We start from the raw sequence: 20,100 nt of genomic DNA, 5'->3' as shown, positions 1-20,100 counted from the left end.
TTATAGTTGGATATAAAACCTTACAGCCATCCCTAAGGGACGGCTGTAAGGTTTTATAGGGATCGCATCTCCAGCCGTTAGGTCCGGGTTGCTTCAAACACATACGTTTGATTCGCATTGGCGGGTGTTTTGCCGTATTCGAAATCAGCGGATATGACCACATTCGAGAATCCGATACTTTCCAAAACAAGCTTAAATTCCTCTACGCCATACCAACGAATGGCTAAGCGCTGCAATTCGGTTTGGATCAGAGAGCCATTGCGCCACTTCTCGTATCGGAGATAAGAAACTTTGTATTGATGAAGCAGGTTGGCCTCAACCAGCTTCTCTTCCATAGTAATGCTATCCCCATTGGGCAAGTGGAAGGTGGATGTTTTTCGAACGACACCAATCTCAAAGTTAGGATCAGGCAGAAATAAATCAAGAATAAGTCGTCCGCCTGGCTGAAGATGTTCATATAGACGCCTCAAAACCTTGATCGATTCCTCGCGTTGTTCAATGAGTAAGAAGGAGCCCGCTGGAATAATGATGGCTTCATATCGCTCAGGTAAGGACAGTTCTTGAAGATCTGCCTCGTAAAGATGGGTAGCCAGTCCGCGCTCTTCGCACCGCTGACGGCAAGACGACAGCATTTCGGGAGAATAGTCGACACCGTCGACTAATAGACCGGATTCTAGCAGAGGAATCAACACGCGCCCGGAACCGACCATCGCTTCCAGTATACGCCCCTTGCAAGGCTTTAATCTTTCACGATAATAGTCCAGCTCCTTGCCCAATGATTGACCCACCTTCTTAGTTAGGTCGTAAACCTCTGTGCAAAGCTCGCCATAGTAACTAAAAGACATATGCGTACCCCTCCATAATCGGAATGTATAATCGCTGGGGAGTTATTGGAACTCACTTCATATCAATTTAATTCCATTATAGGAAACCGAGCCAAGCATTTTAAAGCTATAAAATGATTTAAACCAAACTTGCCGTAAATGCTCCCTGTGTTCAAAACTTTACGATTCACGTCGGCATTTTCGATAAAATCATAGAAAGAGCAATATTTCTGTTTGTTTCTCTGAAATACCCAACTTCTGCTAAGTATGTATCGTATAATAAATAGATATCAGACTATTTGCACTTGAATGTCTTAGGAGAATAGGACTAGGAGAGAACATTTCTTGCTTACACATTTATCGAAAAACCCATTAAACAAAATAAAATGGATTGTATGGTTCTGCTTATTGATAGTAGTTGTCTCCGGCTTGCGGTTGGTATGGATGGAGTGGTTCCATCTTCAGAAGCAGGTATCTATTCAGAATGGGCAATTGGACTTGCGCGACTGGCACGCCGAGGATGGCGATGTTCTTTTGCTTGATGGGGAATGGGAGTTTTATCCCTCACAGTGGTTGATCACTGGAAATCGAGCGCAAGAAGCAGGAGAGCGTGAGTCTACGCTTATTCAGGTTCCGGGTGGATGGAATGAAGCGCTGAATGCTGAAGAACCGACCCCATACGGATTTGGTTCTTATCGTTTGATTCTTCATGTCGATCCGGCGGAGGAGCGTAACTACAGTCTCCGGGTACCTAGCGTACGCACCTCATCGGAACTATACGTCAATGGCCGGCTGCTCGCCGGGACAGGACGAGTGGCGGATACGGAACATGAATATATAGCGAAAAACCTTCCTTATTCCACTACCTTTACAGCGGATGAGAATGGTGTAATCGAGCTCGTCATACAGGGGGCGAATTACGTGGATAGCCGTAATAGCGGCATTGCACGGTCTATTAAATTCGGCTCAGAGCAAGCTATTGCGAAGGAAATGAGAATTTCCATGTCGATGCAGCTTCTGACGACCATTATTTTTCTGATGCACTCCGCTTATGCCTTTATTTTGTTTCTACTCGGAAATAAGGAAAAGAAGCTTCTCTATTTTTCATTGTTAATCCTGTGCATTACTTTAGCGAATATGCTAAGTGATTATGAAAAGCTGTTTCATCAATTATTTTACATCGGCAGCGACTGGGACTTCCGGCTAGCCAATTTTGCCTTAATGATCGGAGTCTACGCTCTGCTTCAGTGCACGAATCATCGTGAAATTCGCTATTGGCGCAGAGTTCATCCAGCCTATAAGATCGTAACTTTGGGAACGGCCTGCCTTACGTTGTTTTTGTCTCCCGATCAGATTATTTCGCTTTTCCCGTTCTATACTTTATTAGGTGCGATTGCTGTAGTGGTCACGATTATAGCTATTTTCAAATCGGTTATCAAAGATATTAGAAGCAATCTGCTCCTGCTGACTGCGTTCCTCGTGTTGCTTCATCATTATGTATGGTCGTTCTTCTGGCGGGAAAGCGGCTTAAGCTTGGTCTATTACCCATTTGATCAGATTATTGCAATGGGTTTTTTAGCAACGGTATGGTTTAAGCAATATTTCAATATGCACGCCAACACCAAAGAAATTGCGGCAACCTTGCAGCGAATGAATGATCATAAGGATCAATTCCTGGCCAATACCTCGCATGAATTTCGAAATCCGCTTCATAGCATGATGAACATGTCCCAATCTGTGTTAAAGAGAGAGCGGCATTTGTTGCAGGAGAGGAGTATCAAAGAGCTTGAAACGATGTCATCGGTAGGACGCCGGTTGTCCTTGATCTTAAACGATTTGATGGATGTGATGAGCTTACGGGATGGCAATCCGCGACTACAGAAGAAAGCCGTCTCCATTCAACCCATCGTTACGGGTGTGCTGGACATGCTTCAATATAACGCTGAAGTGAAATCGATTCACATTTCCAATCAAATTCCAGACGATTTCCCTCCCGTCTATGCGGATGAAAATCGGGTGATTCAGATTGTCTTCAACTTACTTCATAATGCTGTGAAATATACGAATGAAGGGAATATTGCCATACAGGCAGTTGCCAAGGACGGAAAGGCGCATATCAGAATTACGGATACAGGCATTGGAATGGATGAGGTCATGCTCAAGCGTCTATTCCGTCCATATGAGCAAGCAAGTACGAGCGAGACTATGATTGAAGGCGGCTTCGGATTAGGACTTAGCATCAGCAAGCAACTGGTTGAGCTTCATGGGGGGACGCTTGCGGTGTCTTCTGTACTGGGCGAAGGCTCGAGCTTTATATTTTCGTTAGAGCTGGCTGATCTCGGTGCTTTAGATGAGGTAGCTGCTGCGGGAGCATTCGAGCCCATCATTGTGCCGCCTATGCTGATAGAGGATGATGACTCTATCCCTACGGATAAGACGGCTATTCCTCCTTCTCTTCGTATATTAGAGGAAAATCACGGCCGTCCTTGCCTGCTGATTGTAGATGATGATCCTGTGAATCTTCAAGTCTTGGAAGCGATTCTCCCCCCGGATGAATACGACACAACGATGGTCACTAGCGGCAAGGAAGCATTGGCTGTACTGAATACGAAGGACTGGGATCTGGTCATCTCGGATATTATGATGCCGCAGATGTCCGGGTATGAGCTGGCACGCATCATTCGTGGACGGTTGTCGCTTACAGAGCTCCCTATTCTTCTGGTTACAGCAAGAAGCCAGCCAGAAGATATTCGCGGCGGTTTTATAGCGGGAGCAAATGATTATGTCACGAAGCCCGTGGAAGCAATTGAGCTAAAGTCGCGGATTGAAGCGTTAATCTCGATTAAGCGATTTGTTCGGGAGCAGCAGCGATTGGAGATGGCATGGCTTCATGCGCAAATCCAGCCACATTTTTTATTCAATGCGCTAAACGCTGTAACGGCTTTGAGCAACATTAACTTGGATAAGATGCGGACTTTGCTGGATGAGTTCAGCCACTATTTGAGGAGTAAATTTAGATTTCACAATAGAGATGGACTTGTTCTGATAGAAGAGGAGCTAAATCTGGTGAAATCCTATCTATTTATTGAACAGGTTCGATTTGATGAAAGGCTGCAAGTCATTTGGGAGATTGAGGATTGCAAGGAATTAAAGGTCCCGTTTCTTTCCATTCAACCCCTGGTGGAGAATGCGATTATGCATGGTGTCATGAAACGGGTTCGCGGGGGAACGATTTGTATACGGATTAGAACTTACGAGACGGGTGTAGAGATTTCTGTTGAAGATGACGGTGAAGGCATGGAAGAAGCTCGATTGCAACACGTATTAGAGAGAAAAACAGACGGCAAGTCAGGTGTAGGATTGATCAATACGGATCAGCGATTAAAGCGGCATTTTGGATCTGGACTGCATATCAGCAGTACGCTTGGGATCGGGACTAAGGTTACTTTTCGTATTCCCTATTAAGGGTAGTGAAAGAAATTCAAATAAGCAGCGCTTACTCTGAAGACAGGTTGGTGAGTGGAGATGAGACATATAGTGACCGTGTGGGGAGCCCATTTCTCCTCTGAGGACGAATTGGCTGCATTTGTTGAGACCTTGTACGACGAGGATGGAGATGCGCTTCTTTCGGATTTTGAGGATAGCATAGGCTCTGACGGGATCGACGAAGATTTTATGGAGATTCATCATTTGAACGATGAGGAAGAACAGCTCGCTTTTATCCAATACTTGAAGTCGGAGTATGTTCCTGATGATTCATTCGTTAATGGGCTGCCAGCCACGATCAATGAATCCATTAAGCCCTACAATTCCATTATTCTCGTATCAGGCAGCGATTCGCCTTATGGTTCGATTAACGAAGAATTATTCCAATTTGACAAGGCAGATGTAGAGTCTGATTCCCCGGTAGTTCTCCTTACAAGCGTGGAGTACGAAGGTCGATAGCAAAGTTGGAGCAACTGGGACGTGTATCACGGCGAATGGAGAGAAAGGAACTATACATCTATGAAGAGACAGCACACCTATAATCAAACCGTGACCTATTGGAAGCAATATCAAAAGTACTTTCCAGAAGAAATGAGGGTAACAGATAGTCAGTTGCCTAAAGAAGAATGGATGGTATGGAACGAAGTTCATATTCACTTGGACCGTATGCCCGTCCCCGATGCAAAATTAAAGGTTATTTGCATTCATGAGGCCGGGGGCAATGGCAGGCTGCTGGCTCCTTATGCGCGAAAACTGCAACAATCCGGTTATGAGGTCGTGTCGCCGGATATGCCACCTAATAGACCCTATGACACTGTATCGCTTCAGCCAACCATTCTATGATAATCTGGCATGCGCAAAGCAATATGTGGAGTTAGAGGGCGCAGGTCACTTCCCGATTGAACAGCCGGGGCTAGATCAGATGAATGCGGCGAGGTCAGTATAACGAATCGTATCTTCGCACTGTTTTTACCCTCACATAAATCGTTCCCTGTTGGAATGGTTCACTTCAATGCGTTATTTGACTGGAATACTCTGGGCAAACCGAAACACATTATGAGGATCATACTTCTGCTTCACCTGTTTTAATCGGGCAAAATTGACACCGTAATACGCTTTTGGCCAGTTCTTGATCTGCAGATCGGGGAAGTTTACATAGTCCCCCTTAACAAAAGGATGTAGAGCTCTTCGAAACCTTTTTACCCATCGAATATTTCGCAGCTGCTCGTCGTCGTTTCTCCATCTTGCCGACAGCTCGTAGATCGTCTCTGCCTTCCGATGCGGATAGGCCGTTGCGGTCGGAGATACCCGGCTCACCGCGCTTCCTGCTCCTCCTAAGCTTTGACACCACACGGATGAATGTCTGTTCGGTGCTTTGGATAGGAATTCTCGAATGATTTGTACACCTTCACGAGGCAAAGGCTGAAACCCATAAGCCCCTGTAATTTTAAATTTCGGTTCCAGATTGAGATCAGCTGCGGCGAAGAAGCGGGTAGCCTCAATAAAAGGCACGGTTCGCACCATAACCTTCACCGGCGTTCCACTTCGAAGCAAAGGCCGTATTAATCGCTGCAATTCGCTAGCGCTACCGAGCAGCTGCCCGGTAGACTCGATCGTTCCGACCTGTCGCGAAGCTACTTCAATGGTTGAAGTTAAGCGGTTCGTGACGGAAGGCGCCCAGCGCTGCCAAGCGGGAAATACCTTCTCCAGATCGCGCCATCTCCAGGTGATGCTGTAGATGGACACCGTCTTAATTGGCCGTATCCGGAACGTATAGGCTGTAGCCACCCCAAAATTTCCCCCACCGCCGCCTCGTGATGCCCAGAGCAAATCGGAATGTTTTTTCTTATTGGCCATAATCGTCTTTGCTCCAAATCGTCCTGATGCCACTACCATTTTCACTTGTTGCAGATTATCGCAGGTGAGGCCGTATTTCCGCGATAGAAGACCAATTCCGCCTCCCAGCGCCAGCCCGCCGACGCCTACGTCGGGTGCAGTTCCGGCTGGCAGCGCCACTCTCTTCTCCCACAGCTTTCTATACACGCGTGCGAGAGGGTTGCCTGTTTGCACATGGGCTATCATCCGCTTGCGATCCACCTTAACTTTGTTCATCTCGCTCACATCGATAATCATCCCGCCATTTACCGAAGAGAATCCCTCATAGCTATGCCTGCCGCTGCGTACTCGTAGTCGCACGCCCCGCTCGCGAGCCCATTTGACGGCATGAATAACATCTTCTGTTCGTCTACAGAAAACAATGACCCTCGGAAATTTGGAGAAGCGTCTGTTGAACTCCAACCTGGCTGTACGGTAAGACGGGTTTCCCGGTCGTACAATCCTTCCGGTTAAGCGTGTCCCCGCCTTTCTGCGGTTTTGTGCCAATATATCCACCATCCTCGTTTAGGGAATGAGCTGATATCAATGGTTTATTCCTATGTAGGGACATCTGACCTGGTAACGGCGTCTGTCTTGCAGGCGGTCTCTTACTTTAAGTTGTTACTATTCTTTGGCTCGGTTTAAATCCATTAAAAAAGCCCAATGATAAAAAAATATCGGCGCCGTGAAAAATATGGGCCTCCTCAGTTGTATTTAAAGTGAAAGGAGGTGCTGAGGTGTACAATTCATATGAGCTCAATGAATCTGTACGGCGGGCCTTGGATCTATATTCGCAAAGCATGATTAAGATTGCTTTTACGTATTTGAAAAATATCGCTGACGCAGAGGAAGTGGCGCAAGAAGTCTTCCTCGCCTATTTGCAGAAGCGTCCCGTATTTCAAAGCGGTGAACATGAAAAAGCATGGTTGATTCGAACAACCATTAATAAAAGCAAAAATATGCTGAAAACCGGATGGTTCAAAAGCAGGAATCCTGTTCCCGAAGACTTAAGCTACCTCCCTGAGGAAGAAAATGAAGTTTTGCATGCCGTGCTGGCTTTGGACAAGAAGTATCGAATTCCGATTCATCTGCACTACTACGAAGGATATTCTATCCAGGAAATTGCAGCTATCATGGGGTCCAAGTCGGCAACGGTTGGAACATGGCTTGCAAGAGGACGCCTTATCTTAAAAGAAAAGATTGGAGGCCTGGAGGATGAAGAAGTCTGTCTATAAGTCCGCGATGTCCCGTGTGAAAACAAGTGAGAATTTTAAAGAGGCAACGTACGAGAAGCTAAAGTCCGAAATAGACAAATCAACACAAACACATAGCAACCATACAAAGGAGCGGGTAAAAATGGAAAGAGCAAAGAAAAGAACAGTAACAGGTTGGACAATCGGGATTGCAGCATGTGCGGTATTATCCGTCAGTCTGATCGCAACAAACCAGAAGGCGCCTACTCTGCCAATTCAACCTCCTACGACCATTTCCCAACCTCCAACTACAGCTAAAGTAGCTGTTAACATTGAGGGTGTCATTTCAGAAGTTAGCGCAGACGGCAAAAGCTTCAAAATCGGCGACCTGTGGGTAGCGGTTACGGATCAAACAAAGCTAGGCAGCAGCGAGCCTACTGCAACAGCACCATCCGAAGAGCTGCTGCAGAAGGAATTTAAAGTGGGGAACATTGTGGCCGGCTACACTTCTCAAGATGTAAGCACTGGCAAAGTAACGGCAGACGTGATCTACAACAATATGCTCCCACAGAAGGAAGAGGCAGTCAGCCCTCCGACTACAGGCAAAGCAATGGTTAACATTGACGGCCAAATTACAGAAGTAAGCCCTGATGGCCAAAGCTTTAAAGTAGGCAATCTGTGGGTAACAGTAACGCCGGACACAATGCTTGGTATCCCGGGACCAACAGCGGCTGAGCCTTCCGACGATCTGCTGCAGAAAGAGTTCAAAGTGGGCAACTTCGTATCCGGCTATACAGCGGAGGATGTAGACACAGGCAAAGTAACGGCAACACGCATCTACAATAATATGGCTCCGCAACAATAAGAGAGATAGAAGGCAGCGCGTAAGCTATAGAAACACAGAAACTGCAAGATCGCATGACCACGCCGGTTGCGATCTTGCAGTTTTTTATTTTACAGCTCAGTATGCTCATTTGCACATAGAATGCCAAACCAATGTTAAAGCCCCAGCATATAGTGAGCTATAGGAAGCATTCTCCCCACTTAACAGCAACAGGGTTGCGACACTAAAATTTAACGGCTTTCAAATACCCTCTAACTATCATATAATAGGATATATATTAAATTCAGAATATGTACGTTATTCGGGTTATTCGTTCATTTAGAAAAGGTGCGTGACTGTGTCGCACCCTGCTTTGCTATGGACTTGAGCGGGGAGGACTTACATCTTTTCTTTAAATAATTGCGTGTAAGGGCGGTAAAAATGGGTGACAAACAAACCAAATCAGACGTTATCTTAATTGGTGCTGGAATCATGAGTGCGACTTTGGGGGCATTGCTCAAGGAATTGGTCCCCGGCTGGAAAATCACTGTGTTTGAGAAGCTCCCAAGCGCAGGCGAGGAAAGCTCGAACGAGTGGAATAATGCGGGAACTGGTCATGCGGCTCTGTGCGAGCTTAACTACACGTCCGAGAAGAAGGACGGTTCTGTAGATATTAGCAAAGCGATTCAGATTAATGAGCAATTCCAAGTTTCCATGCAGTTCTGGTCTTATCTTGTTCACAACAAGCTGTTGCGTAATCCCCAGGACTTTATTATGCCCTTGCCGCATATGAGCTTAGTCCAAGGAGAGAAAAATGTTTCATTCTTGAAGAAGCGTTATGAGGCGATGTCCGCTAATCCATTGTTCAAAGGAATGGAATATTCCGAGGATCCGAAAAAGCTGATGGAGTGGATTCCGCTCATTATGCAAAATCGCGATGCCAACGAAGCGGTCGCAGCTACCAAAATCGACTCGGGTACGGACGTTAACTTTGGCGCTTTAACGCGCATGATGTTTGACTATTTGAAGAGTAAAAACGTAGATATTAAATACAAGCATAGTGTAAACAATATGAAACGCACGAGCGATGGCGCTTGGGATTTGAAAGTACGCAATGAAGCCAGTGGTACGGTCGAGCATCATACCGCGAAGTTCGTATTCATCGGCGGCGGCGGCGGAAGCTTGCATCTGTTGCAAAAATCCGGCATTCCTGAAGGAAAGCAAATGGGCGGCTTCCCGGTAAGCGGCATCTTCATGGTTTGCAAAAATCCGGAGGTTGTTGCGCAGCACCATGCCAAAGTATACGGCAAAGCGAAGGTCGGCGCTCCTCCAATGTCCGTACCGCATCTGGACACTCGCTTTATCGATAATAAGAAATCCTTGCTCTTCGGTCCTTTTGCCGGCTTCTCGCCGAAGTTTTTGAAGACGGGTTCTATGTTCGATCTGATTACTTCTGTCAAACCGAACAATCTCTTCACCATGTTGGCAGCAGGCGCCAAAAATATGTCGCTGACCAAATATTTGATCGAGCAAGTTCTCTTGTCTAAGGAGAAGCGCATGGAAGAGCTGCGCGAGTTTATCCCTAACGCGAAGATCGAGGATTGGGATTTGGTCGTCGCAGGGCAACGCGTACAGGTTATCAAAGATACAGTAGCTGGCGGCAAAGGTACACTTCAATTCGGTACGGAAGTGGTAAGTGCTGCTGATGGCTCGATTGCTGCCTTGCTTGGAGCATCTCCAGGCGCATCGACTGCAGTATCCGTTATGCTTGAAGTATTGAACAAATGCTTCCCGCAGCATATCAAGGAGTGGGAGCCTAAGCTCAAAGGGATGATTCCTTCTTATGGCGAATCCTTGTTAGGTAACCCTGCGCTGCTTGAGGAAGTTCATGCTACATCAGCACAGACGCTTCGTTTAAACCGTGAACTGCAACCGGTCTAATTCACTTTTATGATTATGATGTCAAACAGCCTTTATCCTGTGAGTATTGGATAGTAAAAACCTTCAATTTCGCCAACTGGCGATTTTGAAGGTTTTTTTGTGTGAAGGGTTTGGTTCAGTTGAGCTTCGCTGAGTCTGGCAAACGCTGAATGATAGTCATCGATTCTGCTCGTGTAATAAGAGTGTCAGGAGGGATCGTCTACAATGAACTCCGCCAAGCTAATCTGACGCTTCTCATAATCGGCGCCGATTTCCTTCAGTTGAGTCTCTATCTTCTCGGCCCCCAGATCAATTCCCTTATAGACGAGTAACGGCAGTGACTCCATATACGCTCTTGCTTGCGCATAATCGCAGGCGAACTTCTTTTTGATGAACGCTAGCGTTTTTACTTTTTGGCTGCCCTCACCCGTAATGAATAGGTTGTAGTAGGTGTATGAAGTGGAATCGCTTGTATCCCACTCTAAATCGCTGCGAGAAGGCAGCAAGACACTGCGGAGAAACTCGGCAAGACTGTCGTACGCGACGTCAAAATCCCAAGTTCCGGTGCCATGCTCCGCCGAATAGATGACCATGTCTCCTCTGGACAGATCTATGCAGTAGGGGTCGCCTTCATCGCTGGCAATAACCAGATAGCTGCTTGGCCATTCGTCCAAAACTTCTTTCGTGTCAGGGTTCTGACTATATCCCCATTGCCCTTGCTCAAGGTCTTTAGCGCCGAAAATCTCCAAGTTCATATAGTCGCCGGTGCTCCAAGTCACAAATTCCGGCACATAATGATTTAGAAAATAGATATATTGGTCTGGCAGACGCCACTTGTCTGTAACGGCACGCAGGATCTCCTCCTCGGCATCACTTAGCAGGTTCGAGGGGTATGGGGTGTAATCGTCAGGGTCTTGCTTCCGCAGTTCCGCAAGCACGGCCCGCATCTCCTTTATAGCGATATCCACTTCTCCGAAGGTTTGTTTCAAAGTCAGGGTATCCTCTTGAACGAACCGCTCGCTCAGATCATACAGCACTGTCTCCAGAATGAGTCTTGTATCCTGATCAAGCTCGCCGTTCAAATGCTCCTGTATGCATGGCAGAGCTGCCACGCCGAGTTCAATCAACTGTTCATACGCCTCATAATCGGTTTTCCAAAAGCTGTACGGACTGCCCTCGCCGAATTCTCCCTTCTCGATCACCGTCACCCAATGTCGAACCTGCTCAGAGAGATGTTGCTGTTGCACAGTTTTTACGGCTTCCCGGAAAGCTCGATCCCTCTCTTCGACGTCTGGCATCACTTTGTATAGCTGCTCCTCGCTGACGCATCTCCGAACCAATTGACTGGTTGTCAGATAATCGCCGCCTACGCCGTCCGCGGCAGAGACATAGGCGATAAAATCATCAGTTCGATCCAACTGCTGGAAGTCAGCTTGCAAGCGATGAATGACTTGAATAGCAATCAGGAATAATTGAGAGTCGACGAGCTCTTTCTCCACTATATAGTTTTGCTCGATATCCAGATAATGATGGTCCTCCGAAGTGATGCAGGAGTATATGCTTAGCCACTTCTCCAAACGCTCCCCGGTATTATCATACATGAAGGGGTAATCACCTTCTCCGTATTTGAATTGCTCATAGAGCTCCTCGCGGGTTGTATGATGGCGTTTATTGCCGCTTTCCAGATCCTTCTGGCGATCGTGGGCGAAGGCTTCCTCCACACTATGGTTCAAGCTCTCCTGATTGTTGATATAGATAATATAGCTTCCGTGATAGGTATCCGTATAGATGGAGAAGGTGTACACCTCTTTGTTGTTTCCTTCTGCTATATACTCGTCTATAGCAGATAGGCAAAACTCATACAGAGCATCCTCCCAATCTTGGGCGCGCACCACGATACCTTCTACAGGTTGAACCGAATTTATCTCAACGATTGTCTTATCAGTGGTGCAGAGAAGATAACTACCGCTGCCCTCCAAGCTCCTTCTACCACTGATTAGCTTGCCGATATGTACATCATAAGCACTCATTTTTAGAACCTCTCCTCCCATTGTGAGATTATGTACGATTCAGGGGGTAAGCGAAGGAAGTTCATTTACCTGATACCATTATAAGGATAAAGAAACGGAAAAGTTAAGTCTTTTCACAGCTACATGAAACGCGGACCCACGTTGAACATGTTGAACGATCAAAAAGACGAAGCTAGGTTTCGCTCCGTCTCTTACAGATGGTGTATTCCGTTACTCCACTGTTTCTTCCACAAGTTCGTCCAGAAGCAGCAGCGCGTGAATATATACTTTTATAGCATCCCAAATATTTTGCAGCTTTACAGCCTCATCCGGCTGATGTGGCCCTCCTCTGCCAGGCGGAAAGGGCTTGCTTTGATCAGAGCGGCTAGGGCCAAACGCTACCGCACGAGGCAGCTTGCGTGCATGTGTAGCTCCTCCCATCACATAAGGTTTCTGGTCGGTTTGCAGCACGGCATTTGCTAATTCCGCCAACTGCTGCACAATAGGTTCATCCTCGGACACATAATAGGGTGGGTTGTCGTCTACATGTCCCAATACATATCCGTATGCTGCACCTTTGGCTCGCAATTTCTCTACGATTTCATCCGATTTCGCCGTAATTGCGTAGCGGATATTCGTATTCACGATCAGTCTTTCATTAGATAGTCTGACCATTCCAGTTGCATGCGTGGTCTTGCCCGACACCTTGTCCTCGTATGCAATAGACAGGCCCTGACCATAATAGTCGGCAAAGGCTGAGGCAATAAAGGCAACAGCGCGCGCGGCGCTTCCAGTGACCAGATCGTGACGGAGCAATGCCTCCGCCAGCTTCTGAATCGGATTTATCGTTCCTTCGGGGAATGCGGCATGTCCGCCCAAGCCGTCCGCTTCAATGACTACCCCTTGAGGATGAGAAGAAACTATGAATGACTCGTCCAGCACCGCTTGAACCTGCTCAGCTGTAAAGCCGCTTAAGGTCGCTCTGGCCGTACTGGGTATTACGTTGGACAATTCGCCGCCATAGAAGTCCAGCAAGTTGCTGCCTGTGATATCGGCAGTAAAGTCTGCTGTCAATATGCCCTTCTCCCCGTTGCCTACCGGAAAGTAGGCATCCGAAACAAGGGAGAAGGCGGGGGTTTCTTGCTGCAAGTAATAAGGGACATCCTGCATCCCGGCTTCCTCGTTGCAGCCTAGAAAAGCGGCGATTGTATGCTTGAGCGGGATTTGATGTTCTTTGAAAAATTGCAGTGTATAGATCACGCCAACGGCCGCAGCTTTGTTGTCTCTGGCTCCACGGCCGTACAGATAGCCATCCCGCTCGAACGGCTCATAGGGATCGAATGACCAGCCCTCTCCTTCTGGCACAACGTCCAGATGGGAGAAAAAGCTGATCTTCTGTTCGCTAGCGCCGGGATAAATAGCCGAAATACCATAGTAGTCATGATTGACCGCTTGCAGTCCAGCCCTAATGATAATGTCCTGAGCTTCATCTACGGCTTTTGCGCAGCCGCTGCCAAACGGATGCTCCGCTCCAGGATCGAAGCCTTCGTACACGCTGCGTACTCGCACCAGTTGCTTGATGGCTTCAATCATCTCTGGCTGCTTGGATGCAATCCATGCCTCTATCTTCTCATCAGAGACTTGAACGCTGCGTCCTGTCATGACTGGACAATCCTTTGCGCTCGAAGTCGATCTATCTCCGCTACAACATCCTGGGAGAGCTTCAGCTGTGCGCCATGAACATTTTCCTGGAGATGCTTCTCGGTGCGAATGCCGCAGATGACATTAATGTTCTCTCCCTTGGCTCGCAAGTAAGCGATGGCAAGAGCGGAACGGCTGCAGTTGTACGCCTGACATATGGATTGCAGACTCTCTACAAAATCCAATGCGGAATGGTAGAGCGGCGGTTCCCACCAAGGATCACCGTCTTTGGACTCTCCCTTTGGCACCTGATAATCGCGGCCAAACTTTCCTGTCAGGAGTCCATTGGCAAGGGGAGAATAGGCATGGAAGCTGATGCCGTTGTCCTGGCAAAGAGGCAGAATCTCATCCTCAACATCCTGAACCAGCATATTATAGCGCCGCTGTACAATGGATACCTCGCCAAGCTCCAGATAGCTTTTAATATGATGAGGATCGCAGTTGGAGGCCCCTATCGTTAAAATTTTGCCTTCCTTCTTCAAATCCATTAAGGTGCCAATCGTCTCCTCAATAGGCGTATTGAAAGGCGGCATAGCGGGATTATGCGTGTAGTAGATATCGATATAATCCGTATTGAGGCGTCGCAGGCTCTCTTCAACCTCGATTCTAATCGTTCGACTGCTAAGGTTTCTCTTCACCTTATGGCCATCCCAAGTGAAGCGATAGGTACCCTCTTCATCGCCCCACCATAGTCCGCATTTGGTTGATAGAACGACGCTGTCACGTCTGCCCTTCAAAGCCTGTCCGATTATTTCTTCGCTATGCCCGAAGCCGTACACGGGTGCGGTATCTATTATATTGATCCCTGCATCCAGCGCGGCATGAATGGTGCGAATAGATTCCTGATCATCTGTATCGGGATAGCGGAAGCCGCCTCCAATACCCATTGCTCCGAAGGTAATGACCGACGCTTGTATGCCGGAACGTCCGATTTCCATAAGCTCCATTTGAGAGAGCCTCCTTATGCTGCAATTGTTTGATGTCAACTCGTATACAGATTAGTGATCCAGTCTCAGGACGCCAGCTACGCCTACGTTTTCATCGGCATGCTCTTTTATAATGACAATGGTTTTAACACCGCCAGATGCTTGGAAGAATTGATCCGCCGTTGTCTGTATGTTTTTCACAAGATCACGTTTGGCATCTACAGGCTTGTTCGGAGCCGTATAGACGAAAAACGTAATTTCTTCCCCGCTTTTTTTCGTGCTGCTCTCTTTTGGAAGTTGGAATAGGGATACGCTTCTTAGTTCAGGCGGGAGTCTCAGCCCTGTTGTTACTGCGGTACCAATAAGATCAATGAAGCTTTCCAGCTGTTCGCCAGCTAATGTTGTATTTGAAATTCCGATTACGGTTGCCATATTCGTAATTCCTCCTCGAATTTTTATGAAAATAGTTCTGAAAGTTTACTCTGCCAACGGTTTTTTAACGCCGCTGTACGTTTTTAACAGCCATTCCGAATACTCGTTGGACGTCATAATTTCAATGGCTTTGTCGAGCCACTCCAGGTCTTTTTTGTCTTCATGGACGACAAACAATGTACCGCCATACGTTTTGTAAACCTCTGGTGTCTCCGCCAGCAGAGCCTTATCCACCGTTACTGCCGGATCTTTCATCTGATACACCGTAATAGACGGCGCAGTCATGGCATCCAGATCAGGGAAAATACCCACTCGATTGCGAGGATCTGTCTCCACGAAATCAAGCTGTTGAGGGTTTTCTGTGATATCCAGCAAGGTAGGAAGAGCTACTCCCTCCTTCAGCTTAATCACGCCGTTATCTGCCAACAGCTGCAGCTCTCTCGCACGGTTAGCCGAATCATTGGCAATGCCAACCTTGGCTCCCTTAGGCAGCTCTGCGACAGATCCGTACTTTTTCGAAACCAATAACACGGGTGTGGTGAAAATAGATGGACCATACGTAATTAGATGAGTATTTTTACTGCTATTAAAACTGTTTAAATAACGCTCATTCTGAAAGAAGTTGGCGTCGATGCTGCCATCCTCTGTTGCTGTATTGATAGCGATATTGTCGTTAAAGACGCGGGCTTCAATCTCGAAGCCCTCTGGCTTCAGCTTTTCCGCTACATATTCCAAATCAGGCTGCTCGCGGGCCAGTACCCCGACAACTATTTTTTTGCCTCCTTTGGCGGCAGGGTCTGACTTCTTGTCCGACGAGCAAGCAGCTAGTAATACGCTCATAAGTAATAGAGATACCAGTAACAGGGATGCTAGTTTTTTGTTCATGTGGTGTGGTCCTTTCTCTTCTGGTTATTTCAGTTTTCTGTAAAGGGAATTGCCGGACAGCTGAATGAGTTGAACAATGATAATAAGAATGAAGACGGTGCTGTACATGATCGTATCGTCAAAATTTTGATAGCCATAGGTCAAGGCTACGGCTCCGAGGCCGCCTGCTCCCACAGTTCCGGCTATGGCCGTGTAGCCCAGAAGCGACACAATCCCTAGTGTCATGCTCGATACAATGGACGGAATTGATTCATTCACGATGACATGCCACGTTATTTGCCAATCTGACGCTCCGAACGATTTGGCGGCTTCAATCAGACGAGCATCGATTTCCTTGAAGCAGCCCTCCAGTAATCTTGCAATTAGCGGAGAGCCCGCAACCGTAATGGAGAAAATAGCCGGCCCCACCCCGATGGAAGTACCGCATACCCAACGGGTGATCGGAATAATGACAATAATGACGATGATGAAAGGAACGGAGCGCAGTACATTAATGACGGCGCTGATCGTCTCGTAGACAACGCGATTGGGGCGAAGCCCCCTGGAATCGGTCGTAATCAAAATAATCGCCAATAGAAAGCCGCAGATCGAGCAGGTTAGAATCGAGCCGCCCAGCATGAGGAAAGAATCACGCAGACCGGGCAATATAATTTTGGACAGCATCGTCTCCAAATCGTATTGATACATGCTATACCTTCCTCCATTCCACACGATGCTGGTTCAGATAGGCCTCGACCAGGGCATACTCCTCATCGCGGACACGAATCATTAAAGCCCCGGCAATGGAATCGCTATACTTGTTCAATCCGCCCCATACCAGTTCGAATTGGACGCCTGTCTCAATGGCCAGCTTGGAGAGAATCTGATCGTTTTCGCCGCTGCGCAGAATAATTTCAAGCTTTGTTTTCTTCTGATCAGATTGACCGTCACGATAGTTCTCCTCCCCCATGAAATCATCCAATAGTTCAGGCGTATTCAGAAAAATGTCTTGGACAGGGCCGGCAGCCTTCAGCTTGCCTGAGCTTAGTACCCCCATTTTGTTGCAAATTTCCTTTACTACAGACATCTGATGCGTGACGACGACGATTGTAATGCCTAGCTCTCGATTGATCCGTTTTAACAGTTCCAGAATCGACTGCGTAATGTTGGGATCGAGGGCCGAGGTTGCTTCATCACATAATAAAATTTTGGGATTCATGATAAGCGCACGCGCAATAGCTACTCTCTGCTTCTGTCCGCCGCTCAGTTGCCTCGGCAGCATATGGATCTTATCTGTAAGCTCCACAAGCTCTAGCACTTCACGTATTTTCTGATCCACATTGTTCATTTTTGATTTAAAGCATTTGAGAGGGAACAAAATGTTCTCATAGACGGTTTTGCGCTCCAGCAAGCTAAACTGCTGAAAAATCATGCCAATGCCGCTTCGGAAGTAACGAAGCTCCTTATTGGTCAGGCGGTTCACATGCACGTTATCCACCATTAAGGTGCCGGAGTCGAAAAGCTCCAATCCGTTAATGCAGCGCAGAAGTGTGGATTTTCCTGCGCCACTGACGCCAACGAGGCCATAGATGTCGCCCTTTTCAATGACTAGATCGATTCCTTGAAGAACTTGCTTCTCATCAAATGTCTTATTAAGGTTTTTGATCTCGATCATATCGTTTACCTTACTTTCACTTATTTGTACTTCCCTTGAATCTCTTCAATAGCGTGCTTCGCCAGCTGACTAATCGCCAAATCCTCCATGGGAGGATTATGCAGCCCAAATCGTACATCACGATACATGCGCTGAAGAGGATGAGTCATCGCAAGGCTTTGCGCGCCTACAATTCGCATAGCTTTATCCACGACGGATAGGGCGGTCTGAATCGCATACACCTTCACCGCTATGAAATCCTCGTCGGTTGCCCCCTGCTGCTGATCATACTTTCCGGCAACGGAGTACATAAAATGTCTGGCGGACGACAGCTCAAGCTCGATTCTCCCGATGGATTGTTGAACATGGGGCAGTTGAGCAATCGGATGAGTCAGACTGTTCGGCTGATAGCTGTTGGCAAAACGTATCGCTTCCGTTCTTGCAGCAAGAGCAATTCCCAAATAGACAGCGGGAATACACAGATTATGCGGATTGCTCTGACTGGCTTTCGCCTGCGCCGGGCGGTTTCGTGCATGTACCTTGGCGGAAGCGGGAACATATGCATCTTGCAGAACCAAGTCGTGACTCCCCGTCCCCCTCATCCCGACCATATTCCAGGTGGGCTCAATCGATAATCCTTCTGTCTCGCGCGGAATCAAGAAATCCGAGATGCAATCCTCCTCTTGATCGAACACCGATACAATAAAGTAATCCAGGACGGGAGCTAAAGAAGTGAATGACTTTCTTCCTGTCACACGATAGCCATCCTCCGACTTTCTTGCTGTTGTCTGTGGCCTTCCGCCTCGTGAGGGGCTTCCGGTTGCGGCTTCTGAATCCGCCCGGTTTATCAGCGCGCTGCGTTCAAGGACGGGCTTGCACAAATCAGTAAAATCATCTTCCTTCCAATGACGTGTCTTGCTTAATTGCAGCACCGTATTCATATGCCAGCCAATCGCAAGCGCAACAGGCGCATCCGTCATGGCGATACGTTCCTGGTACAGCAGCAAATCCGTTAAGGAGAGACCTTCTCCCCCCAGATCATGCGGTACAGCTAATTGCGGATATCCAATCGCCTTCAAATCAGCTATGAGGCTGTAGTTAAAGCCATTTGTTTCATCTGCTTTTATGGTCTCGGCAGCATTTCGTTCCAAAGCCTCGTCCAATCGAGTCAGCCACTTATGCTGCGTAGTTACAAATTTGTTCTGTGCAGAAGGCATGTCGCACATTCCCACCTCTCTCCACAACATGTTAGTTTGTTGTTTTAAAAATATAGCAGTTCAAAATCATGAACTGAATGTCCAAACGTGATTTCTCGACTTATCCAATTATGACTATTCCAATCATTTTAGTTGTATTTAATTTTAAACATATTATAATACTCTCAAGCTTCACTACTCATCGATCACTTTGTTTCCATGTTAGGAGGGAGCGCTTTGTTGAAGGAGAATAGTTCAATAAACGTAGATCATTCAAGGAAATATTTGTTTGTTCCCACTGAATTTGAAAAGTCGAGTGCGGCTTGGCCGGTGCGAATCGGGGTTTATGAGACTACACGTCACTATCATACGGGTCCTCGTGTCTTACCTTATTACAACTTAATTTTTATTCTAAATGGAGAAGGCACATTTATCCAAAAAAGCAAAAAATACCATCTGCATCGAAACGATATTTTCTGCTGCTTCCCACAGGTGTCTCATGAATATTTCAGCAGCGACACTCAGCCTATGCACTATTTAAGTCTTGCGTTTGAAGGACCGCATTCCGGTTTGTTGCTTGAGCGTATTGGCATCAAGCATTGCACGCCCTACCATTTCAACGCTGCCAACCAGAATGCACTAAGCTTTCTTCATACATTGATGGTTTTGGCTGAGAATGAATGCGAACGGGACCAGGATCTGACTCGCCTCATTGCATTTCATGAGGTATTCAAAGCGATTTCTGCAAAAACATCAGATAAGGATCGTGAAGAGGTCTGCTCGGATGAATGGCTTGAGCGTGCCAAGGAGCATATGGAGCTGCACTACTCGGAGGATATCAATATTGAGACCGTTGCCCATTATGTAGGTATTGAGCGCTCCTACTTCTCAAGAAAATTCAAGCAGTCTTACCATGTTACACCGCTAAAGTATTTGCAAGAAATTCGAATATCGGCGGCCAAAAGATTGCTGAAGACGACAGAGCTCAACCTTTCTGCCATCGCTCATTCAATCGGTTATGTCGATATGTTTTCTTTCTCCAAGGCATTCAAAAAAGGCGCAGGCGTATCGCCTAATGAATATCGCAGCTCTGTTAAGCAAGCCTTCTGAGAGCGCAAAGTATAACGGCATACTACATGAACATGTGGAGCATTCGTTCTGCGTCTGCCTTCCTCTCCAATAGGAAAAGCCCCTTCC

The 20,100-nt window shown here is 47.1% G+C and carries 17 protein-coding genes; 7 read left to right on the top strand and 10 right to left on the bottom strand.

What is annotated here, in order from left to right:
- Window positions 1-77: 77 nt before the first annotated feature.
- Window positions 78-845, bottom strand: coding sequence for a class I SAM-dependent methyltransferase (locus DX130_RS19730; protein WP_116048280.1), 768 nt, complete (start codon window positions 843-845; stop codon window positions 78-80).
- Between the two features lie 423 nt (window positions 846-1,268).
- On the opposite strand from DX130_RS19730, the gene DX130_RS19725 reads away from it, so the two are divergent.
- From DX130_RS19725 to DX130_RS19715, 3 genes are read left to right on the top strand one after another with little or no spacing between them, the layout of a single operon-like run.
- Window positions 1,269-4,289, top strand: coding sequence for a hybrid sensor histidine kinase/response regulator (locus tag DX130_RS19725; protein ID WP_116048523.1), 3,021 nt, complete (start codon window positions 1,269-1,271; stop codon window positions 4,287-4,289).
- Window positions 4,290-4,349: 60 nt separating this feature from the next.
- Complete coding sequence (locus tag DX130_RS19720) at window positions 4,350-4,769, top strand: immunity 22 family protein (protein ID WP_116048279.1); 420 nt, start codon at window positions 4,350-4,352, stop codon at window positions 4,767-4,769.
- Window positions 4,770-4,829: 60 nt separating this feature from the next.
- The gene (locus DX130_RS19715; RefSeq protein ID WP_116048277.1) at window positions 4,830-5,153 is read left to right on the top strand and encodes a hypothetical protein; all 324 of its coding nucleotides are present in this window, start codon (window positions 4,830-4,832) and stop codon (window positions 5,151-5,153) included.
- Window positions 5,154-5,327: 174 nt separating this feature from the next.
- Here DX130_RS19715 and DX130_RS19710 read toward each other — a convergent pair whose 3' ends face one another.
- Window positions 5,328-6,692, bottom strand: coding sequence for an FAD-binding oxidoreductase (locus tag DX130_RS19710; RefSeq protein WP_240644602.1), 1,365 nt, complete (start codon window positions 6,690-6,692; stop codon window positions 5,328-5,330).
- A gap of 230 nt (window positions 6,693-6,922) precedes the next feature.
- Here DX130_RS19710 and DX130_RS19705 point away from each other — a divergent pair, with 230 nt between their 5' ends.
- The 3 genes from DX130_RS19705 to DX130_RS19695 all read left to right on the top strand — a co-directional run bounded on the left by DX130_RS19705 (window position 6,923) and on the right by DX130_RS19695 (window position 10,142).
- On the top strand, window positions 6,923-7,420 hold the full coding sequence (locus DX130_RS19705) for an RNA polymerase sigma factor (RefSeq protein WP_116048274.1): 498 nt from the start codon (window positions 6,923-6,925) through the stop codon (window positions 7,418-7,420).
- A gap of 121 nt (window positions 7,421-7,541) precedes the next feature.
- Window positions 7,542-8,243 carry a DUF5666 domain-containing protein gene (locus tag DX130_RS19700; RefSeq protein ID WP_133297952.1) on the top strand — a complete coding sequence of 234 codons (702 nt, stop codon included), beginning with the start codon at window positions 7,542-7,544 and terminating at the stop codon, window positions 8,241-8,243.
- A 399-nt stretch (window positions 8,244-8,642) separates the two neighbouring features.
- Complete coding sequence (locus DX130_RS19695) at window positions 8,643-10,142, top strand: malate:quinone oxidoreductase (protein ID WP_116048271.1); 1,500 nt, start codon at window positions 8,643-8,645, stop codon at window positions 10,140-10,142.
- Between the two features lie 185 nt (window positions 10,143-10,327).
- Here DX130_RS19695 and DX130_RS19690 read toward each other — a convergent pair whose 3' ends face one another.
- The 8 genes from DX130_RS19690 to DX130_RS19655 all read right to left on the bottom strand — a co-directional run bounded on the left by DX130_RS19690 (window position 10,328) and on the right by DX130_RS19655 (window position 18,933).
- Window positions 10,328-12,151 (bottom strand): SMI1/KNR4 family protein, encoded by a 1,824-nt coding sequence (locus DX130_RS19690; protein ID WP_165861372.1) that lies wholly within the window; start codon window positions 12,149-12,151, stop codon window positions 10,328-10,330.
- A gap of 210 nt (window positions 12,152-12,361) precedes the next feature.
- Window positions 12,362-13,792 (bottom strand): Sapep family Mn(2+)-dependent dipeptidase, encoded by a 1,431-nt coding sequence (locus tag DX130_RS19685; protein ID WP_116048269.1) that lies wholly within the window; start codon window positions 13,790-13,792, stop codon window positions 12,362-12,364.
- Entirely contained in the window at window positions 13,789-14,778 is a 990-nt protein-coding gene (locus DX130_RS19680) for an aldo/keto reductase (protein ID WP_116048268.1), read from the bottom strand. The genes DX130_RS19685 and DX130_RS19680 overlap by 4 nt, the downstream gene beginning before the upstream one ends.
- Window positions 14,779-14,829: 51 nt before the next feature.
- Window positions 14,830-15,189, bottom strand: coding sequence for a hypothetical protein (locus tag DX130_RS19675; protein WP_116048266.1), 360 nt, complete (start codon window positions 15,187-15,189; stop codon window positions 14,830-14,832).
- Window positions 15,190-15,234: 45 nt separating this feature from the next.
- Window positions 15,235-16,074 (bottom strand): MetQ/NlpA family ABC transporter substrate-binding protein, encoded by an 840-nt coding sequence (locus DX130_RS19670; protein WP_116048265.1) that lies wholly within the window; start codon window positions 16,072-16,074, stop codon window positions 15,235-15,237.
- Window positions 16,075-16,098: 24 nt separating this feature from the next.
- Window positions 16,099-16,761 carry a methionine ABC transporter permease gene (locus tag DX130_RS19665; protein WP_206098864.1) on the bottom strand — a complete coding sequence of 221 codons (663 nt, stop codon included), beginning with the start codon at window positions 16,759-16,761 and terminating at the stop codon, window positions 16,099-16,101.
- Window position 16,762: 1 nt separating this feature from the next.
- Window positions 16,763-17,728, bottom strand: coding sequence for a methionine ABC transporter ATP-binding protein (locus DX130_RS19660; RefSeq protein ID WP_116048263.1), 966 nt, complete (start codon window positions 17,726-17,728; stop codon window positions 16,763-16,765).
- Between the two features lie 20 nt (window positions 17,729-17,748).
- On the bottom strand, window positions 17,749-18,933 hold the full coding sequence (locus DX130_RS19655; RefSeq protein WP_240644601.1) for an acyl-CoA dehydrogenase family protein: 1,185 nt from the start codon (window positions 18,931-18,933) through the stop codon (window positions 17,749-17,751).
- Window positions 18,934-19,143: 210 nt separating this feature from the next.
- On the opposite strand from DX130_RS19655, the gene DX130_RS19650 reads away from it, so the two are divergent.
- A complete protein-coding gene (locus DX130_RS19650) occupies window positions 19,144-20,013 on the top strand; it encodes an AraC family transcriptional regulator (RefSeq protein WP_165861371.1) in 870 nt (289 codons plus the stop codon).
- Window positions 20,014-20,100: the final 87 nt, after the last annotated feature.

This window comes from Paenibacillus paeoniae (genome assembly GCF_003388735.1).
Classification (GTDB): Bacteria; Bacillota; Bacilli; order Paenibacillales; family Paenibacillaceae; genus Pristimantibacillus; species Pristimantibacillus paeoniae.
This window is presented reverse-complemented; position numbering and strand designations above follow the sequence as displayed.

Excerpts from the sequence above, each read along its gene's own strand:
- DX130_RS19730 (WP_116048280.1), bottom strand. The coding sequence starts at position 845 with ATGTCTTTTAGTTACTATGGCGAGCTTTGCACAGAGGTTTACGACCTA.
- DX130_RS19725 (WP_116048523.1), top strand. The coding sequence starts at position 1,269 with ATGGAGTGGTTCCATCTTCAGAAGCAGGTATCTATTCAGAATGGGCAA.
- DX130_RS19720 (WP_116048279.1), top strand. The coding sequence starts at position 4,350 with ATGAGACATATAGTGACCGTGTGGGGAGCCCATTTCTCCTCTGAGGAC.
- DX130_RS19715 (WP_116048277.1), top strand. The coding sequence starts at position 4,830 with ATGAAGAGACAGCACACCTATAATCAAACCGTGACCTATTGGAAGCAA.
- DX130_RS19700 (WP_133297952.1), top strand. The coding sequence starts at position 7,542 with ATGGAAAGAGCAAAGAAAAGAACAGTAACAGGTTGGACAATCGGGATT.
- DX130_RS19695 (WP_116048271.1), top strand. The coding sequence starts at position 8,643 with ATGGGTGACAAACAAACCAAATCAGACGTTATCTTAATTGGTGCTGGA.
- DX130_RS19690 (WP_165861372.1), bottom strand. The coding sequence starts at position 12,151 with ATGAGTGCTTATGATGTACATATCGGCAAGCTAATCAGTGGTAGAAGG.
- DX130_RS19685 (WP_116048269.1), bottom strand. The coding sequence starts at position 13,792 with ATGACAGGACGCAGCGTTCAAGTCTCTGATGAGAAGATAGAGGCATGG.
- DX130_RS19680 (WP_116048268.1), bottom strand. The coding sequence starts at position 14,778 with ATGGAGCTTATGGAAATCGGACGTTCCGGCATACAAGCGTCGGTCATT.
- DX130_RS19675 (WP_116048266.1), bottom strand. The coding sequence starts at position 15,189 with ATGGCAACCGTAATCGGAATTTCAAATACAACATTAGCTGGCGAACAG.
- DX130_RS19670 (WP_116048265.1), bottom strand. The coding sequence starts at position 16,074 with ATGAACAAAAAACTAGCATCCCTGTTACTGGTATCTCTATTACTTATG.
- DX130_RS19665 (WP_206098864.1), bottom strand. The coding sequence starts at position 16,761 with ATGTATCAATACGATTTGGAGACGATGCTGTCCAAAATTATATTGCCC.
- DX130_RS19660 (WP_116048263.1), bottom strand. The coding sequence starts at position 17,728 with ATGATCGAGATCAAAAACCTTAATAAGACATTTGATGAGAAGCAAGTT.
- DX130_RS19655 (WP_240644601.1), bottom strand. The coding sequence starts at position 18,933 with ATGTGCGACATGCCTTCTGCACAGAACAAATTTGTAACTACGCAGCAT.